Below are 16,822 nucleotides of genomic sequence, written 5' to 3' on the forward strand. Positions count from 1 at the left end.
CCATGCTCGCCTGAGGCAGCCGCCCTTCAATCCGGGGCGGCTGGCTCGGCTGCTCCGAGCATCCGCGCGAGGCGGGCGCGATCGCACGCGCCTTCCCACATCGAGACGAAGATCACCGCGCACGCGTTGCTGATTACGCTCGTCAGGGCGCGGGCCTCCGACATGAAGCGGTCGATGCCTACCAGCAGCGCCACGCCGGCGACGGGCAGATCGGGAATCACCGTGAGCGTCGCGACGAGCGCGACCAGTCCGCTGCCCGACACGCCCGCCGCGCCCTTCGATGTGAGCAGCATGACGGCCAGCATCGTCGCGATCTGCTGCGCGGAAAGCGGGACATCGCACGCTTGCGCGATGAACAGCGAAGCCAGCGTCAGATAGATCGCGGTGCCGTCCAGATTGAACGAATAGCCCGCTGGCAGCACGAGCCCCACGACGCCCTTGTCGCAACCGAGCGCCTCCAGCTTGCCGATCAGGCGCGGCAGGACCGGTTCGGTTGAAGAGGTCGCGAGAACGATGAGCAGTTCCTCACGCATGTAACGCAGAAGCCGCCAGAGCGCGAAACCGTGCAATCGCGCGAGCAGCGCGAGCACCAGCGCGACGAACAACACGCAAGCCACATAGAACGACACCATCAGCATGCCGAGCGAGCCGACCGAGCGGATGCCGAAGCGCCCCACCGTGAAAGCCATCGCACCGAATGCGCCGAGCGGGGCCAGCCGCATGATCAGGGCGAGCACGCGAAAGAGCGCCTGAGCCACACCGTCGATGAGCGCCAGCACCGGCCGCGCCGCCTTCGGACACCCATTCAGCGCGAAGCCGAAGACAAGCGAGAGGAGCAGCACCGGCAGCACGTCGCCCTTTTCGAACGCACCGAGCATCGTCTCCGGGATGACACTCAGCGCGAATTCGACGAGCCCGCGCGTCTGCGCGTGTTTCGTATAAGGCGCGAGGATGCCGACATCCAGTTGATGCACGTCGACATGCATGCCGGCGCCGGGCCGCAGCACGAACGCGGTGACGAGTCCGAACGCGAGCGCGACGGCCGTCAGGAAATAGAACAGCGCTAGCGCCTGAACGATGGTGCGCCCGATGGCCTTTCCGCTTGCAAGCGACGTGATGCCGAGGACGATCGTGCAGAAGACGATCGGCGCGATCATCATTCGCACGAGACCGACGAACGCATCACTGAGAGGTTTGAGGAGCGCGCCCGCCGACGGCCAGAAGTGCCCGAGGGACATGCCGAGGACCATCGCGAGCAGGACCTGCACGTAGAGCAAGCGAAGCGGTCTCGCCAGCCTCACGATGCGCGCTTCCCTTTGGCCCGCTCGCTCGCCGCTGCGCCTTCGCTGGGGCCGTCGCCGGGGCCATCGCTGCTGGCGAAGCCATCGCGCTTCGACTCGACAATCGCCCGATGAAACTCCTGTGCCGCCGGCGTCAGCGGCCGCCCGCGCCGCCGCACGATGCCCACGCGCCGCTTCACCACCGGTTCGACGAGCGGCACGCTGGTGAGGATCGGATGATCGCGTCCGGGCATGGCCATCGACGGCACCGCCGCAACGCCGAGCCCGGCTTCGACGAGGCCGAGCATGGTCGTGACGTGACGCGTCTCACAGATGCTCGGCGCAGGCGGCGCGACGCCCGAGAGCGCCTGATCGAGCAATAGACGGTTACCGGAAGTCTTGTCCACCGACACGTATTCGTGCTCGTAGAGCTCGTTCCACGTCACGCGCTTTTTGCGCGCGAGGGGATGGTCACGGCGGCAGGCGGCCACGAAGCGCTCCTGCAGCAGCAGCTTGAACTCGACCTCGGGCTCCTGGCTGCCCATGAAGCTCACGCCAAAATCAGCCTCGCCGCTGATGACCGCGCCCAGCACCTCGTTCGCGCTCGAATCCAGCAGCTTGACGCGGATGCGCGGAAAGCGGCGATGATAGCTCGCGATGACGTTCGGCAAGAAGTAGTACGCCACCGAAGGCACGCACGCGATATTCACATGCCCCAGGCGGCTCGACGACACATCGCGGATGCCGAGCAGCGCGACGTCGAGATCGTCGAGCAACTGCTCGGCGCTCGGCGCAAACACGCGGCCGACGGTGGTCAGCGTGACGCTGCGCGTCGTGCGCTCGAACAGACGCACGCCGAGCGCTTCCTCGAGCTTTTCGATACGGCGGCTCAAGGCGGGCTGCGAGATGTTGACTGCCTCCGCCGCCTTTCGGAAGCTCCCCAGTTCGACCACCGCGCGAAACGCCTGCAAATCGTTCAGATCAAAGTTGACGCCCACGGGCCGGTCTCCGCATTCAGATGCCGGGTATTTTGCATGATCCTTCCCGTTCTCCTTCTATACGATGGCCGTCGATGTCCGCCGCAGTCCGGTACATTCCTTCAACGAAGGCGAGCCGGACGAGCCTTATCGCGTTCGCGTCGCCCACGAGCGTGGCCCACTGAATCGAGGAACGTCGACATGAATTTCAGGTCCTTGCAGTGCTTCATCATCCTTGCCGAGGAACTGAACTTCAGCCGCGCAGCGGAACGCCTGCATATCGCGCAACCCGCGCTCAGCCAGCAGATTCGCCTGCTCGAAGAGCGCCTCGGCACGCAACTCGTCGATCGCGCGAGGCGGCCTTTGCGGCTCACCGAAGCCGGTCAGTATTTCTCCACGGAAGCGCGGCAGATTCTCGGCTCGTGGGAGCAGGCGAGTCTCGGCGCGCAGGAAATCGGCATTGGGCGACGCGGCTGGCTGTCGATCGGCTTCACGCGCTCCGCGATGTACAGCATCCTGCCGCCGGCGCTCAAAGGCTTTCATCACGCTTACCCGGAAGTCGAACTGAAGCTGTTCGAAATGCTCACCGAGGAACAGACGGACGCGCTGCGCGACTTGCGCATCCACGTTGGCATCGGACGGCAGCCGCTCGACATTCCCGGCTGCACGTCTTATCCGCTGCTGCGGGAACATATCGTCGCGGTGCTTGCGCCGGATCATCCGCTGGCGGGCAGGAAGAAAATCCGCATTGCCGAACTGGAAGATACGCCGCTCATCCTGTATCCGAAGCATCACAACGCGCAGTTCAAGCGCACCGTGCAGTCCTTGTATCGCGATGCGGGCGTGACGCCCTTCGTCGCTCATCAGGCGTACGAGATACAGACTGCCATCGCGCTCGTCGCGGCGGGGCTCGGCGTCACGTTCGTCGGCGAATCGGTGGCGCGTCACGGACGCACCGACGTCGCGTTCCGTCATCTGGCGGGTCCGGGCGCCGCTCAATGGTCGACGCTCGCCGCAACCTTCCGCACGGACGACGACTCGCCGCATCTGCGCGCCTTTCTTGCCTGCCTTCCCCGGCCGCTCGAAAGCGCGACACTATAAGCAAACTTATATGGAAGCATAAAAATCGCGTCTTGGACGCGCGCCTACACGCTTCTTATCATCGGTCTCCATGCTCCGAACCGTCTCGCCCGACGCGCGGCGGTTTCGGGCTTGCGCACGGTGAAAGCCGTTCGCCAGGCAGGGCCGCAGAGCCCTCGCGATTCGACGAAAAGAACGTGGAGACGGCATGACCTCATTCAACGAAGCGGCAACCATGCGAAAGGTTTACGGGCGGCTCATGCCCCTGCTTTTCGCGATGATGTTCTTCAACTATCTCGACCGCATCAACATCGGCTTCGCGGCCCTCGACATGAACAAGGCGCTCGGCTTTTCGCCCGCCGTGTTCGGCTTCGCCGGCAGCATCTTCTTCGTCGGCTACATGGTGCTCGAAGTGCCGAGCAATCTCTTGCTGCATCGCGTGGGCGCACGCCGCTGGATTGCGCGCATCCTGCTCACGTGGGGCGCGGTTGCCGCCGCCACGGCGTTCGTTTTCGACGACAAGAGCTTCTACGTGCTGCGCTTTCTGCTCGGCGTGATGGAAGCGGGTTTCCTGCCGGGCGTCGCGGTGTATCTGACGAAGTGGTTTCCGGTGCGGTATCGCGCTCGCGCGGTGGGCGGCTACATCATCGCGGGATCGTTCTCCGCCGTGCTGGGCGGCCCGATCTCGACCGCGCTGATGACCTATGCCAACGGCGTGCTCGGCCTGCAGGGATGGCAGTGGATGTTCATTCTCGAAGGCATCCCGGCGATGCTGCTCGGCGTCCTCACGCTGCGCATCATGACCGAGCGCCCCGCCGATGCCGGCTGGCTCGCCCACGACGAAAAGCAATGGCTCGAAACGACGCTCGCGGCGGAACGCGAAGCGGTCGGCGGCAACGCGCATTTTCCGCTGCTGCGCGTGGCGGGCGACCTTCGCGTGTGGAGCCTGGCGTGCCTGTTCGGCTGCGCGCTTGTCGGCATCTACGGGCTCTTTCTGTGGCTTCCGCAGATCGTCAAGAGTCTCGGGCATCTGAGCAATATCGAGGTCGGCTTTCTCTCCGCCGCGCCGCCGCTACTCGGTGTGCTCGGCACGTTCATCATCAGCCGCAGTTCGGACCGCACCGGCGACCGCAAGAAGCATCTCGCGTTCGTGTACGGGATGAGCGCCGTCGCGATCGCGGGGAGCGCCTATGCGCCGAGTCCCGTCATCGCTTACGCGCTGCTGTGCGTGACGGGCCTCTTCATCTACGCGGGCAACCCGCTGTTCTGGAGCCTCGCGTCATCGTTCAGGACCGGCGCGGCGGGCGCAGCGACCATCGCCCTGATCAATACCATCGCGCAGTTCGGCGGCCTGGTCGGTCCGTGGAGCATCGGCCTCGTGCGCAACGCGACGGGCAGCTTCAAGCTCGCGCTGCTGACGATTGCCGCGTTCCTCGTCGTTGCGACGCTGATCGCGCTCGTCATGCGCGTGAAGCCCGCCGACGACGAAGACGCATCGCTGCCGACGGCCGATCCGGCCGCGCGCACCTGAATCCGCCTACAACGATACGGAAATCCGCATGATCATCGATTGTCACGGTCACTACACGACCTCGCCGCCGCAGCACGAAGCGTGGCGCGCGAAGCAGGTCGCCGCGCTGAAAGACGGCGTCGCTGCGCCGCCGCGTCCCGTCATCACCGACGATGAAATCCGCGAGAGCATCGAAGGCGGCCAGCTTCACATCCAGCGCGAGCGCGGCACCGACGTCACGATCTTCTCGCCGCGTGCGGCAGGCATGGGCCATCATCTGGCGACGGCGGAAGCCAACGCGGTGTGGTCGGTCGCATGCAACGACCTCGTGCATCGCGTGTGCGCGCTCTTTCCGCGCAACTTCATCGGCGTCTGCCAGTTGCCGCAAGCGCCGGGCGTTTCGCCGGAAAGCTGCATCGCCGAGTTGCGCCGCTGTATCGAAGAACTCGGCTTCGTCGGCTGCAATCTGAATCCCGATCCTTCGGGCGGCCACTGGTCCGGGCTGCCGCTTACCGACCGCTCGTGGTATCCGCTCTATGAAGCGATGGTCGAGCTCGACGTGCCCGCGATGATTCACGTGTCGTCGTCGTGCAATCCGAATTTTCATGCGACCGGCGCGCATTACATCAACGGCGACACGTCCGCGTTCATGCAGTTGTTGCAGGGCGACCTGTTCGCCGATTTCCCGACGCTGCGGTTCATCATCCCGCACGGCGGCGGCGCGGTGCCGTATCACTGGGGGCGTTATCGCGGGCTTGCACAGGACATGAAGCAGCCGCTGCTGACCGAGCACTTGCTCAACAACGTCTTCTTCGATACCTGCGTCTATCACCAGCCCGGCGCGGAACTGCTGGCGAAGGTCATTCCGGCGAAGAACATTCTGTTCGCGTCGGAGACCATCGGCGCGGTGCAGGGCATCGACCCTGAAACCGGCCACTATTTCGACGATACGCGCCGCTATATCGATGGCATCGACTGGCTCGGCGACGCCGACCGCCAGCTCATTTTCGAAGGCAACGCGCGCGCGGTGTACGGGCGTCTGTCCGCGCAACTCGCGCGGCAACAATCGACTGAAGGAGCGACGACATGAATCCGGCCGGATGGCGCGAATACGACTCGGCGGCGCAGGCCAGCCCCGCGACGCTTGCGGCGCTGCGCGAGCTTGCGGTATCGCTTCTGAGCGACAACATGGCCCGCGTGAGCGGCACGACCGGGCTGCGCGCGTTTCATCGGCCGAGGCCGATGGCCGGCACCGCCGTCACGGTGCGAACGCGCGGCGGCGACAATCTCGCGATTCATCGCGCGTTCGACTTCTGCCGTCCGGGCGACGTGCTCGTCATCGACGGCGCGGGCGAACTCACGCAGGCGCTGATGGGCGACATCATGGCGAGCTACGCGGAAAGCATCGGCGTTCAGGGACTCGTGATCGACGGCGCGATCCGCGATGTCGGCGCGCTCAGCCAGCGTGACTTTCCGGTCTACGCACGCGGCGTCACGCATCGCGGGCCGTACAAGAACGGGCCGGGCGAGATCAACGTGCCGGTGTGCGTCGGCGGGATGGTGGTGCATCCGGGCGATATCATCGTCGGCGACGACGATGGCGTGCTTGCCATCGCGCCGGCGGATGTGGACGCGGTAATCGAAGGTGCGCGCAAGACCGCGGCGAAGGAAGCGGTGGCGCTGCAATCGATCGCGGAAGGACGCTTCGACCGTTCGTGGGTCGCCGTGCAGCGCGATCGCATGATGAACGGCTGACGGCCCGATAACCGCGGCGGACGCGCGCAAAATGGCGGGTCCGCTTCCCTGACCTGATTCACGATGCCCGAATATCTGGACACAGCCACGCTGATCGCCCTTGCGCGCGCCGCCGAAGCCCGCGCCCCCGGCCCATGCGCGTGCACGAAAACGCCGCTCGACGGCTGGCAATCGCAGCCGCTTTCGCTCGACGAAACGCAGCTCCGTGAGATCGGCACGTTGCTGCACGAAGAAGACCCCGAGCCGACCTTTGCCGAGTATCTTCCGGGCAAGCTCGATTACTGGTCCGCCGGCGCGCCCATCGCGCCGCGCTACTTTCCGTACAACCGCTGCGGCGTGTGGGAATGCTCGTCGTGCGGACGTCTCTATCTGCGCTACACGGAAGGCGGCGGCTATTTCGTCGACCGGCGAATCCGCGCACTGCGTCTCGCGCTCATCGAGGACGTCTCGCTCTGACCGGCGACGCCGCTGTGCAGACGCGCGACCAGATAGTCGATCAACACCCGCACCTTCAGCGGCAAGAACCGGTTCGGCGGATACAGCAGCCATAACGAGCCAGCGTACGGCTGCCCGTCGAGCGACCAGTCAGGCAGCACCTGCACCAGTTCGTCACGCGCGAACGCTTCCGCTGCCGTGAACGCCGGCACGTTCGCAATGCCGAAGCCCTGAAGGGCGGCTTCGAGCCGCGCACCGGCATGATTGGCGATATAGCGCCCATGCACGTCGACGGTCTGGGCATGTGTGCCGAGCCGAAATCGCCATCGATTGTCCCCCGGCGTTTCGCCGAGATAGATGCAGTCGTGCTGCGCGAGATCGCGCGGCTCGCGCGGTGTTCCGCGTGCATCGAGATAAGCCGGCGACGCGCAGAGCACCCAGCGCACGGAACCGAGCTGCCGGCCCGCGAGACCGGGCGGTGGCCGCTCGGTCAGGCGGACTACGAGATCGAGGTCGTCGGTCAAAGGATCGATGTCGCGGTCGGAATACAACAACTTGAGATCGACTTCCGGATACGCGCGCAAGAACTCGGGCACAAGCGGATGAAGCACCGATTTTGCGAACTGGCTGGGCGCGCTGATGCTCACTCTGCCTTGGGGCCGGTCGCCGGGTTGACCGGCGGCATCGACGGCGGCCGAGGCGGCGCTCAGCATCTCGCGGCAGTATCGCGCGACCTGTGCGCCCGATTCCGTGACACGCACCTTGCGCGTCGAACGCTCGAGCAGGCGGGTAGCCAGCGCCTCTTCGAGACGCTTGATCTGGCGGCTGACCGTCGATGGCGTGCTGGCTAGCTGGCGCGCGGCCAGCGAGAAATTGCCGGCATCGACGACGCGCGCAAATACCGCCATATCGGGCAATAAGGCGAAGAGATCGTTGGAGTCCATCGTGTCCGGGAAGCGCCTGGGGATTGATGCGTAGCATGCACAATTGCTATGCGCCGCGACCCGATTATCACCGCGATTGCAAAGACCGACAATGCGACTCCTTTTACCGGGGTTCGCCATGTCCAGACCGTATCGCTTGCAATTACTCTCCGACCTCATGCTGCTGGCAGTCGCCGTCGTATGGGGCTCCAGCTACGGCATTGCCAAAAGCGCTCTCGCGTATTACCCGGTGCTCGGGCTGCTTGCGCTGCGTTTCGGCATGACGTTCGTGTTGCTGTTGCCCGCGCTGCGCCCGATGCGTCACGTGAATTTGCGCGCGTTGAGCGGCGTGACCGGAGCCGGCCTGCTACTGCTCACCATCTTTCTGTGCGAGACGTTCGGCTTGCTGCTCACGCGCGCAGCCAACGCGGCGTTTCTCATTGGCCTTTGCGTGGTGCTGACGCCGCTCGTCGAGTGGTCGCTTCTGAAGCGCCGGCCAGCGCGCATCGAATGGATCGCGGTTGCGGTCTCGTTGCTCGGCGCGTGGCTTTTGACCGGCGACGGCGCGCTGACGCTGGGTCGCGGCGATCTGCTGATTCTTGCAGCCGCGGTCCTGCGCGCGATTACCGTCTGCGTGACCAAGCAGTTGATGCGCGATGCGGCGCTACCGCCTTTGACGGTGACCGCTGTGCAATCCGGCGTGGTGGCGCTCGGCAGCGGCGCGGCGGCGCTCATGCTCTCGCCTGCGCAGTGGCAACACGTGCCGTCCATCACAGGCCATCTCACGTTCTGGGGATGCGTCCTGTATCTGGTGCTTGCCTGCACGCTCTTCGCGTTCTTCGCGCAAAACTACGGCATCAAGCACAGCAGTCCGACGCGCGTCGCGCTATTGATGGGCAGTGAGCCGGCGTTTGGCGCGTTGTTCGCATGCCTGTGGCTCGGCGAAAAAATCTCGCTCACTGCATGGGCTGGCGGAGGGTTGATCGTGGCGGCATCGCTGCTGGCTACCGTGCGTGGATCGAAGGGCGTGCGCCAGCCGGAACCCGTGCCTGCCTGATGCGCTCGCCTGCGGCGCGCCGTGGCGTCGACTTCCCGTTCAACACGTCTACTGGTTAGCACCGATATAACCGCCGCGTCTCACCTGATCGAAACGATTCATTATGTGCAGCAATTGCTGCCACCTACACTGCTTGCACGCTCGCATCCGCGTCGACGCATTGCCGAATGCGTCGCATGTCGTGCGGATATGAGTCATTCGTTAGTTACATGAAAACAGAAACGGACATGTTGAATCGCCATTAGACAACTGAAGCGAAGGAGACACGCGTGCAACCAACCGCACTCGAATCAGAACCAGCGTCAAGTCATCCCCTGTCGTCGATTTCCACATCCAGCGCCGAAGAGCGCGCGCTCTATCTCAGAGTGACTTTGCGTATCGTGCCGCTGCTGTTCGTATGCTACGTCGTCGCATTTCTCGACCGCATCAATGTCGGATTCGCCAAACTCCAGATGCAGGACGCGCTGGGTTTCAGCGACAGCGTCTACGGCCTCGGAGCGGGCATCTTCTTCCTCTCCTACTGTCTGCTCGAAGTGCCCAGCGCCATGCTTCTCAAGCGCATGGGCGCGAAGAAGACCATCGCGCGCATCATGATTTGCTGGGGAATCGTCGGTGCATGCACCGCGTTTGTCAGCAACGTCACGCAGTTCTATATCGTGCGATTGCTTCTCGGCGTCTTCGAGGCGGGCTTCTTTCCGGGCGTTATCTTCTACCTGAGCTCATGGTTTCCCGAAAGCCGGCGCGGCGTGATCATCGCGTGCTTCATGGTGGGATTTCCGGTGGCGGGTCTGGCAGGCGGGCCGGTCTCGGGATGGGCGATGACGAAGCTCGCTCATGTCGGCAATCTCGCCGGATGGCAATGGCTGTACATCGTCGAAGCGTTGCCTGCGGTGCTGCTGGGCCTCGTCACGCTCTTCCTGCTGGACGACAACATCGACAAGGCCAAGTGGCTGACGCAAGCGCAAAAGGAAGTCTTGCGGCAAGGCTTTCTGGTTGAAACGGAGCGCAAGCGCAGGACCAATCAACGCGGCCATAGCAGACTCGCAGAAGCGCTGTCGGATCGCAAGGTGTATATGCTGGCGTTCATCGACTTCGCTTTCGTCTGCGGCACCTACTCGGTGACGTTCTGGCTCCCGACCGTATTGAAAGACTCCGGCCTCTCGGATCTTTCGCTGCTCGGCTGGCTTGCGGCGATTCCTTATGCGCTCGGGGCGGTCGGCATGGTCGCGATCAGCCGCAGTTCCGATCGCATGCTGGAACGCCGCTGGCACGCGGCCATTGCGGGCGCTATCGGTGCGATTGCATTGCTGCTGGTGTCGCATCCGAATCATTCGCCTGCGTTGACCGTCGCGTTGCTGAGCGTGGCCTCGGTCGGCATATTTGCGACGAACGTGCTTATCTGGTCGCTCGCCGCGGATTACCTGCATGGCTCGCCCGCCGCTGCGACGAGCATCGCATTCGTCAATTGCATCGGTCTCCTGAGTGGATTTTGCAGTCCGTTCGTCATCGGATGGCTCAAGACGGCGACAGGCACGCTCGTCAGCGGGCTGTACGTCATGACAGCGATTCTGGTGCTCGGTATCTTCGTGATGCTGCTGGGGTTCAGGCCACAGAAAGCGGCAAACGCATGAGTTATCGTCACGCCCGCCACAACGCGTTGCGCGGGTCGTCCATTCTTTTCTCAGTCCGCACATACCCGGCTCACCATGCATAAAATCGCAGTCCTCGACGACTATCAGAACGCGGCGCTCCGCTTCGGAGATTGGAACAGCCTGAAGGATCGCGCCGAAGTGACGATCTTCAACGATCACATCAGCGATGAGGAAGCACTCATCGAACGCCTGCAGCCCTTCGACATTCTGTGCGTCATGCGAGAACGCACCTGGTTCACGAGAAGCGTCTTGTCGCGGCTCACGAACCTGAAGCTGATCGCGAGCACGGGGCCGTGGAATGCCGCCATCGATATCGAAGCCGCCGATGAGCTGAACATCACCGTTTGCGGCACCGCGTCTTCACCGACGGCTGCGGCGGAGTTGACGTGGGCGCTGATCCTCGCTGCCATGCGCCACATCCCGCGAGAGGTCGATTCGTTCAAAAGCGGCGGCTGGCAAGTCTCCGTTGGCAGCGATCTTCACGGCAAGAAGATCGGTCTGCTCGGACTTGGCTACACGGGAAGCGCCACTGCGCGCGTCGCCCGCGCCTTCGGCATGAGAGTGATCGCATGGAGCCAGAACATGACCGTGCAGACGGCCGCCGAGCACGGAGCGCAATACGTCGGCAAGGACGAGTTGCTCTCAACGAGCGACATCGTCTCCATTCATGTTCGCTTGTCGGACCGGACACGCGGACTGATCGGCGCAAAGGAACTCGCGCAGATGAAAACGCATGCGCTGCTGGTGAATACGGCGCGCGGGCCCATCGTCGATGAAAACGCGCTGATCGAAGCGCTAAGGGAGAAGCGCATCGCGGGCGCTGCGCTCGATGTTTTCGACATCGAGCCGTTGCCGGCGGAACACGCTTTGAGGTCGCTCGGCAATGTGATCGGCACGTCACACATCGGCTACGTGACCGAGAGTTCGTATCATCTCTATTACGGCGAGTCGGTAGAGAATATCAGGGCCTGGATGGACGGAAAGCCGATCCGCGTCTTGACAGCCGCCAAGCGCGAGATCAGCTATCACACCGAGGCCATCTGACCGCGTTCGCCGTTGTTCACTAACGCCGGTTCACCGGCAAGCCAATCACACGTCCCGCATGACTGGCATCCGCCGCTGCGATCGTCGCCTGTGCGGCGATGTTCGCGGCGATGTCTTCGTCGAACGGAGCGGACCTGGGCGCGCCGCTGGTGTCGATATGAATCAGCATCTGTTCGCACGCGCAGACCGGATCGACGCCCTCACCTTCGAACATCTGCAGATACAGGTGGATGCGCTTCGCGTCATGTGCGATGACGCGGGCATCGACACGCACGGCCGCGCCTTCCTTCAGTTCGCGCAAATAGCTGATATGCGCCTCCAGCGTGTACAACGTGCGGTGCCGCGTGCGTCGCGCTTCATCGCCAAGACCGATGCCGTCCATGAAGGCATCGGTCGCGAGGCTGTAGATCAGCATGTAGAACGCATCGCGCAAGTGGCCGTTGTAGTCGACCCATTCGGGCTTGACCGTGTCGCGATAGATCATCGTTCAGTCCTCGATGCCGTGACGCGCCTTTGCTTGCGCAATCGCCTCGACGACGCTCGTGATGCAGTCGTCGCGATACCGTTCCAGATCTTTGATACTGCGCCCGTTCGTCTGCTTGGCGGTGCCGTCCACGACGCGATCGACGAGTTCATCGGTCAGCTTCGGTGCAACCAGCTTCGTCCACGGCAATTCGAGCGCCGGCCCGAACTGCTGCATGAAATGCCGCATGCCCGCCTCGCCGCCTGCAAGCGTATAGGTCAGAAACGTGCCCATGAACGACCAGCGGATGCCTGCGCCGTAGCGTATCGCGTCGTCGATTTCGCCGGTCGTCGCGACGCCCTCGTTCACGAGATGAAGCGCCTCGCGCCACAACGCTTCGAGCAGTCTGTCGGCGATGAATCCCGGCACCTCCGCGCGCACGCGCAGCGGCCGCATGCCGATGGACGAATAGAAAGTCATGGCGGCGTCGATCGATTCTTCCGACGTCCGCCCGCCGCCCAGCACTTCGACCAGCGGCAGCAGATAGACCGGATTGAACGGATGTCCGACGATGCATCGCTCGGGACGAACCGCGCTCGCGTAGAAGTCGCTCGGCAAGAGTCCCGACGTCGATGATGCGATGATGGCGTCAGGCTTCGCTGCGCGGCTCACGCGCTCATGCAGCGCGAGCTTGAGTTCTTCGCGTTCCGGCGCGCTTTCCTGGATGAAATCCGCATCGGCGACGCATGCCTCGACCGTATCCACCACGCGCAGCCGTTCCTGCGATGCGCCCGGCGCGAGTCCGACGCGCTCCAGCGCAGGCCACGCATTCGCGACGTTCGCGCGGACGACCGCCTCGGCGTCCGGAGCCGGGTCCCACACGGTCACGTCGAGACCATGCGCGAGCGCGCGAGCGACCCATCCGCTGCCGATGACTCCGGCGCCAAGCGCGGCAAATTTCTTTACTTGCATGTATTTCCCCTTCGACGCTCAGGCAAATTGTTCGACTGCACGCTTTTCCAGCGGACGCTCGCCGCGCGGCGGCAAGCCGAGTTTCTTGCGCCCTTCGGCCGGCGTGAGCGCGCGGCCGCCCAGCCGTTCGATAATCTCGACCGCTCGCTGCACCAGCGTTCCGTTGCTGGCATGCACGCCGCGATCGAGCCACAGGTTGTCTTCCAGTCCGACGCGCACGTGGCCGCCGAGCAGCATCGCTTGCGCCACCATCGGCATCTGCATCTTGCCGATGCCAAAGCCCGCCCAATGCGCGCCGGGCGGCAAGTTGTCGACCATGGCCTTCAACGTGCCCGTGTCCGGCGGCGCACCCCATGGAATGCCCATGCAAAGCTGAAAGAGCGGCGGCGCATCGAGCAGTCCTTCCTTGAGCAGCTGATTCGCGAACCATAGATGGCCCGTGTCGAATATCTCGAGTTCGGGCCGCACGCCGAGTTCCTGTATGCGCTTCGCGCCCGCTCGCAACTGCGCGGGCGTCGACACGTAAATGTAGTCTCCATCGCCGAAATTGAGCGTGCCGCAATCGAGCGTGCAGATTTCAGGCAGCAGTTCTTCGACGTGAGCAAGACGCGTGAGGCCGCCGACGAGATCGGTGCCTCTGCCGAAGCGCATCGGTTCTTCTCCCGGACCGATCTCGAGGTCGCCGCCCATGCCGGCCGTCAGATTGATGACGACATCCACGTCCGAAGAACGGATGCGGTCCACGACTTCGCGATACAGCGCGGGATCGCGGCTGCCGCGACCGGTGCGCGGATCGCGCACATGGCAATGCGCCACCGTCGCGCCGGCGCGCGCTGCTTCGATAGCCGCATCGGCGATCTGCTTCGGCGTGACGGGAATCGCGGGATGCCGGGAAGTGGTGTCGCCCGCCCCGGTTACTGCACACGTTACGATGACGTCGTAGTTCATGGTCGATATGGATGCCTAATCGTTCATAAAAGCCGGTGAACGCGTCACCGGCCAGCCATTCAGAGCCCGAGGTACTGCTTGACTGCGGGCAGCCCGTCTTTTCCATCGACGGTCTTCACGCCCGCAAGCCATGAATCGAGCAGTTGCGGATTCTTCTTGAGATACGCTTTGGCGGCTTCGGCGGGACGCTCCTTGTTCATCACCGGCTGCATCAGGCGGTTCTCGAGGTCGGTCGTAAAGCGCAAGTTTTTGACGAGCTTGCCTGCGTTCGGACAGCGCGTGAGGAAATCCGTGTTGGTCAGCGTATAGACGCGGGCTTCGCCGTAGTTGGGGCCGAATACCTCATCGCCGCCGGACAGATAGTTGATCTTCATCTGGATATTCATCGGATGCGGCTCCCAGGCGAGGAACACCACCGGCTTTTTCTCGCGAATGGCGCGCTCGACCGTCACCAGCATTCCCGCCTCGCTCGATTGCACCAGCTTGAACCCGCCGAGACCGAACTGGTTGGTGTCGATCATCTTCTGAATCTTGGCGTTGGCGCTGCTGCCCGGCTCGATGCCGTAGATCTTGCCTTCGAGTTCGTCCCTGTGCTTGGCGATGTCCGCAAACGTCTTGATGCCCGCGTCGTATGCATAACCCGGCACGGCGAGCGTCGCCTTCGCGCCCGAGAGATTCGGCGGTTCGATCTTGTCGATGCTTTTCGCATCCAGGAAAGGCTGCACCGCAGTTTCCTGCACCGGCCACCAGTAGCCGAGCGAGACGTCGATCTGCTTGCTCTTCAGGCCCGCCAGCGATATGGGCACCGACGCCACCGTCGTGCGGGGCGTATAGCCGAGCCCTTCGAACAGGACGGACGCAAGCGCGGTCGTCGAAGTGATGTCGGTCCAGCCGATATCGACGAAGCGCACGGTACGGCATGACGCGTCGTCGGCAGCAAAGGCGCAGGCGACGTTCGCAGCGCAGGCGGATGCAATGAGAATCGAGAGCAGGCGATGTTTCATGTTTAAGTGTCCGTCTGGAGAACGTGAGTAGAAAGTACCGCCGCATTAAAACACCCAAACGTCCGATTGCGACTGCGAGTTGACTGCCAGCGACGTCAGGGTTTTCAGGGACACGCCCGATTGCGCCCGGTTTTTGCGCTTGTTAGCGTGCAGGATCGCCGCCTGGTGCCCAATCATTCGATGCCCGCCCCTCAAGACTTTCACTTCCTCGTTTTGCCGCAGTTCTCGTCGATCGGATTCATGTCGGCGATCGAACCGCTGCGCGTCGCGAACCGCTTTCGAGGCGAGCTATACCGCTGGCGCATCGTGTCGGTCGATGGCGGGCCGGTCGTCGCGAGCAACGGCATCTCGCTCAATGCAGATGCGTCCATTGACGAGACTGCCGATGCGCGCATGGTCATCGTCGTATCGGGATTCGAGCCGCTTGCACGCTACACGCGCGGCATCGGCGACTGGTTGCGCCGGCTGGATCGTGCGGGCGCGACGCTCGGCGGCATCGATACCGGCAGCTTCATTCTCGCCGAGGCGGGTCTGCTCGCGGGCAAGCGCACGACGCTGCATTGGGAGGCGCTGGCTGCGTTCTCGGAACGCTATCCTTCGATCGAAACGAGTCAGGAGTTGTTCGAAATCGATGCGCGGCGCATCACGTGCGCGGGCGGCACGGCGTCCATCGATCTGATGCTGGATATCATTGCACGCGATCACGGCGCCGAACTCGCCGCGCAGGTGTCGGAGCAGTTCGTGCTCGGGCGCATTCGGCAGCGCAGCGACCATCAGCGCATGAAGATCGCGGCGCGTTACGGCATCCACAATCGCAAGCTGATACAGGTTATCGGCGTGATGGAGCAGCACATGGAGGAGCCACTGTCGCCGGATGCACTCGCTGAGTCGATCGGCGTCACGCGGCGGCAGCTTGAACGTCTCTTCTGCGCGGCGCTGAAGGATACGCCGACGCACTTCTATCTCGGCCTGCGTCTGACGCGCGCCCGCGAACTGCTGCAGCAAACCGACATGTCGATACTTGCGGTCTGTGTCGCATGCGGGTTCGAGTCGCCTTCGCATTTCTCGCGGACGTATCGCGCGCGCTTCAATGCAAGTCCGCGTCAGGACCGCAGCGCATTGCGCGCCGTCGTCACTGCGCAGGCTGCGTGACGTTAGAAGGGTTGCCGCAGGCGGAGATGAACATCGGCCTGCGTTTTCGACGTGACGCCCAGCGCCCGGGTGCTGTCCATTTGGATCTTCAAAGAGCATGCGCCGACCGGAAACGCGTTGGCGCCTAAGGGATCTGTTCGCGCAACAACGATAGCCATACTAACTATATTCATAGATAGTCAGAATGCGGGCACTGCGTGTCTTATCTCGCCACTTGGACACAATTCCGTGAAAGCCTGTCCGCCCAATCAACGAGCAAAGGGAGCCAAGATTTCGCGGCTCCGTTCTCCACAGCCAGATTCCATTGAAGCCGTGCGCTGACAGCGTATAAATCGCCTTGTCGAACGCTCGTGCGCATCCGTCCCTCGATCTGCGATCCACCCGGCGAAGAACGCGAAACGTGTCGTTTTTGCCATCAGCCGCTAAACCTCTGCGCGCGCCTGCCGTTAATCCAGGCAAGACCTGCTTGCAATCGCGTAAATCACCTACCGCGGCACTCACACCGCGGCAGAGTCGAAAGGAGAATGACCGTGAACGAATTCGAATGGATGATGGCCGGCGTGTATCTCG

The 16,822-nt window shown here is 63.3% G+C and carries 16 protein-coding genes; 9 read left to right on the top strand and 7 right to left on the bottom strand.

Features of this window, described 5'->3' with window-relative positions; genetic code table 11:
* Window positions 1–26: 26 nt before the first annotated feature.
* Both dctA and BG57_RS16980 read right to left on the bottom strand, forming a co-directional pair.
* Window positions 27–1,301 carry a C4-dicarboxylate transporter DctA gene (gene dctA / locus BG57_RS16975; protein ID WP_035966400.1) on the bottom strand — a complete coding sequence of 425 codons (1,275 nt, stop codon included), beginning with the start codon at window positions 1,299–1,301 and terminating at the stop codon, window positions 27–29.
* Window positions 1,298–2,278, bottom strand: a complete 981-nt coding sequence (locus tag BG57_RS16980) for a LysR family transcriptional regulator (protein ID WP_035966401.1) — start codon at window positions 2,276–2,278, stop codon at window positions 1,298–1,300. The genes dctA and BG57_RS16980 overlap by 4 nt, the downstream gene beginning before the upstream one ends.
* A gap of 180 nt (window positions 2,279–2,458) precedes the next feature.
* Between BG57_RS16980 and BG57_RS16985 the strand changes: the two genes are divergently transcribed.
* The 5 genes from BG57_RS16985 to BG57_RS17005 all read left to right on the top strand — a co-directional run bounded on the left by BG57_RS16985 (window position 2,459) and on the right by BG57_RS17005 (window position 7,058).
* The gene (locus BG57_RS16985) at window positions 2,459–3,358 is read left to right on the top strand and encodes a LysR family transcriptional regulator (RefSeq protein ID WP_035966402.1); all 900 of its coding nucleotides are present in this window, start codon (window positions 2,459–2,461) and stop codon (window positions 3,356–3,358) included.
* 187 nt (window positions 3,359–3,545) lie between these two features.
* Window positions 3,546–4,868 (top strand): MFS transporter, encoded by a 1,323-nt coding sequence (locus BG57_RS16990; protein ID WP_035966404.1) that lies wholly within the window; start codon window positions 3,546–3,548, stop codon window positions 4,866–4,868.
* A gap of 28 nt (window positions 4,869–4,896) precedes the next feature.
* Window positions 4,897–5,937, top strand: a complete 1,041-nt coding sequence (locus BG57_RS16995; RefSeq protein ID WP_035966405.1) for an amidohydrolase family protein — start codon at window positions 4,897–4,899, stop codon at window positions 5,935–5,937.
* Window positions 5,934–6,602 (top strand): RraA family protein, encoded by a 669-nt coding sequence (locus BG57_RS17000; protein ID WP_035966406.1) that lies wholly within the window; start codon window positions 5,934–5,936, stop codon window positions 6,600–6,602. The genes BG57_RS16995 and BG57_RS17000 overlap by 4 nt, the downstream gene beginning before the upstream one ends.
* A 63-nt stretch (window positions 6,603–6,665) precedes the next feature.
* Window positions 6,666–7,058, top strand: coding sequence for a hypothetical protein (locus BG57_RS17005; protein WP_035966407.1), 393 nt, complete (start codon window positions 6,666–6,668; stop codon window positions 7,056–7,058).
* Here BG57_RS17005 and BG57_RS17010 read toward each other — a convergent pair.
* The gene (locus tag BG57_RS17010) at window positions 6,995–7,981 is read right to left on the bottom strand and encodes a LysR family transcriptional regulator (RefSeq protein ID WP_081850924.1); all 987 of its coding nucleotides are present in this window, start codon (window positions 7,979–7,981) and stop codon (window positions 6,995–6,997) included. The genes BG57_RS17005 and BG57_RS17010 overlap by 64 nt on opposite strands.
* Window positions 7,982–8,099: 118 nt before the next feature.
* Here BG57_RS17010 and BG57_RS17015 point away from each other — a divergent pair, with 118 nt between their 5' ends.
* From BG57_RS17015 to BG57_RS17025, 3 genes are all read left to right on the top strand, one after another.
* The gene (locus BG57_RS17015) at window positions 8,100–9,017 is read left to right on the top strand and encodes a DMT family transporter (protein ID WP_052005864.1); all 918 of its coding nucleotides are present in this window, start codon (window positions 8,100–8,102) and stop codon (window positions 9,015–9,017) included.
* A 269-nt stretch (window positions 9,018–9,286) separates the two neighbouring features.
* Entirely contained in the window at window positions 9,287–10,648 is a 1,362-nt protein-coding gene (locus BG57_RS17020; protein WP_035966408.1) for an MFS transporter, read from the top strand.
* 75 nt (window positions 10,649–10,723) lie between these two features.
* Window positions 10,724–11,713 carry a D-2-hydroxyacid dehydrogenase family protein gene (locus BG57_RS17025; protein ID WP_035966409.1) on the top strand — a complete coding sequence of 330 codons (990 nt, stop codon included), beginning with the start codon at window positions 10,724–10,726 and terminating at the stop codon, window positions 11,711–11,713.
* A 19-nt stretch (window positions 11,714–11,732) separates the two neighbouring features.
* Here BG57_RS17025 and BG57_RS17030 read toward each other — a convergent pair whose 3' ends face one another.
* Genes BG57_RS17030 through BG57_RS17045 form a run of 4 tightly spaced genes read right to left on the bottom strand, consistent with a single transcriptional unit; the run spans window position 11,733 to window position 15,100 of the window.
* Window positions 11,733–12,197: a thioesterase family protein gene (locus BG57_RS17030; protein ID WP_035966410.1), complete on the bottom strand. Its 465-nt coding sequence runs from the start codon at window positions 12,195–12,197 to the stop codon at window positions 11,733–11,735.
* A gap of 3 nt (window positions 12,198–12,200) precedes the next feature.
* Window positions 12,201–13,148 carry an L-carnitine dehydrogenase gene (locus BG57_RS17035; RefSeq protein WP_035966411.1) on the bottom strand — a complete coding sequence of 316 codons (948 nt, stop codon included), beginning with the start codon at window positions 13,146–13,148 and terminating at the stop codon, window positions 12,201–12,203.
* A gap of 18 nt (window positions 13,149–13,166) precedes the next feature.
* The gene (cdhC, locus tag BG57_RS17040; protein ID WP_035966412.1) at window positions 13,167–14,096 is read right to left on the bottom strand and encodes a 3-dehydrocarnitine:acetyl-CoA trimethylamine transferase CdhC; all 930 of its coding nucleotides are present in this window, start codon (window positions 14,094–14,096) and stop codon (window positions 13,167–13,169) included.
* 59 nt (window positions 14,097–14,155) lie between these two features.
* On the bottom strand, window positions 14,156–15,100 hold the full coding sequence (locus BG57_RS17045) for a choline ABC transporter substrate-binding protein (protein ID WP_035966414.1): 945 nt from the start codon (window positions 15,098–15,100) through the stop codon (window positions 14,156–14,158).
* A gap of 180 nt (window positions 15,101–15,280) precedes the next feature.
* Between BG57_RS17045 and BG57_RS17050 the strand changes: the two genes are divergently transcribed.
* Window positions 15,281–16,252 (top strand): GlxA family transcriptional regulator, encoded by a 972-nt coding sequence (locus tag BG57_RS17050; protein WP_035966416.1) that lies wholly within the window; start codon window positions 15,281–15,283, stop codon window positions 16,250–16,252.
* Window positions 16,253–16,822: the final 570 nt, after the last annotated feature.

The organism is Caballeronia grimmiae (assembly GCF_000698555.1).
GTDB classification, from domain to species: Bacteria; Pseudomonadota; Gammaproteobacteria; order Burkholderiales; family Burkholderiaceae; genus Caballeronia; species Caballeronia grimmiae.

Bases quoted from the DNA above. Each gene is read 5' to 3' on its own strand.
- BG57_RS17035 (WP_035966411.1), bottom strand. From the start codon at position 13,148: ATGCAAGTAAAGAAATTTGCCGCGCTTGGCGCCGGAGTCATCGGCAGC.
- BG57_RS17045 (WP_035966414.1), bottom strand. From the start codon at position 15,100: ATGAAACATCGCCTGCTCTCGATTCTCATTGCATCCGCCTGCGCTGCG.
- BG57_RS16985 (WP_035966402.1), top strand. From the start codon at position 2,459: ATGAATTTCAGGTCCTTGCAGTGCTTCATCATCCTTGCCGAGGAACTG.
- BG57_RS17030 (WP_035966410.1), bottom strand. From the start codon at position 12,197: ATGATCTATCGCGACACGGTCAAGCCCGAATGGGTCGACTACAACGGC.
- BG57_RS17015 (WP_052005864.1), top strand. From the start codon at position 8,100: ATGTCCAGACCGTATCGCTTGCAATTACTCTCCGACCTCATGCTGCTG.
- BG57_RS17005 (WP_035966407.1), top strand. From the start codon at position 6,666: ATGCCCGAATATCTGGACACAGCCACGCTGATCGCCCTTGCGCGCGCC.
- BG57_RS17050 (WP_035966416.1), top strand. From the start codon at position 15,281: ATGCCCGCCCCTCAAGACTTTCACTTCCTCGTTTTGCCGCAGTTCTCG.
- BG57_RS17025 (WP_035966409.1), top strand. From the start codon at position 10,724: ATGCATAAAATCGCAGTCCTCGACGACTATCAGAACGCGGCGCTCCGC.
- cdhC (WP_035966412.1), bottom strand. From the start codon at position 14,096: ATGAACTACGACGTCATCGTAACGTGTGCAGTAACCGGGGCGGGCGAC.
- BG57_RS17010 (WP_081850924.1), bottom strand. From the start codon at position 7,981: ATGGACTCCAACGATCTCTTCGCCTTATTGCCCGATATGGCGGTATTT.
- BG57_RS16990 (WP_035966404.1), top strand. From the start codon at position 3,546: ATGACCTCATTCAACGAAGCGGCAACCATGCGAAAGGTTTACGGGCGG.
- BG57_RS16995 (WP_035966405.1), top strand. From the start codon at position 4,897: ATGATCATCGATTGTCACGGTCACTACACGACCTCGCCGCCGCAGCAC.
- BG57_RS17000 (WP_035966406.1), top strand. From the start codon at position 5,934: ATGAATCCGGCCGGATGGCGCGAATACGACTCGGCGGCGCAGGCCAGC.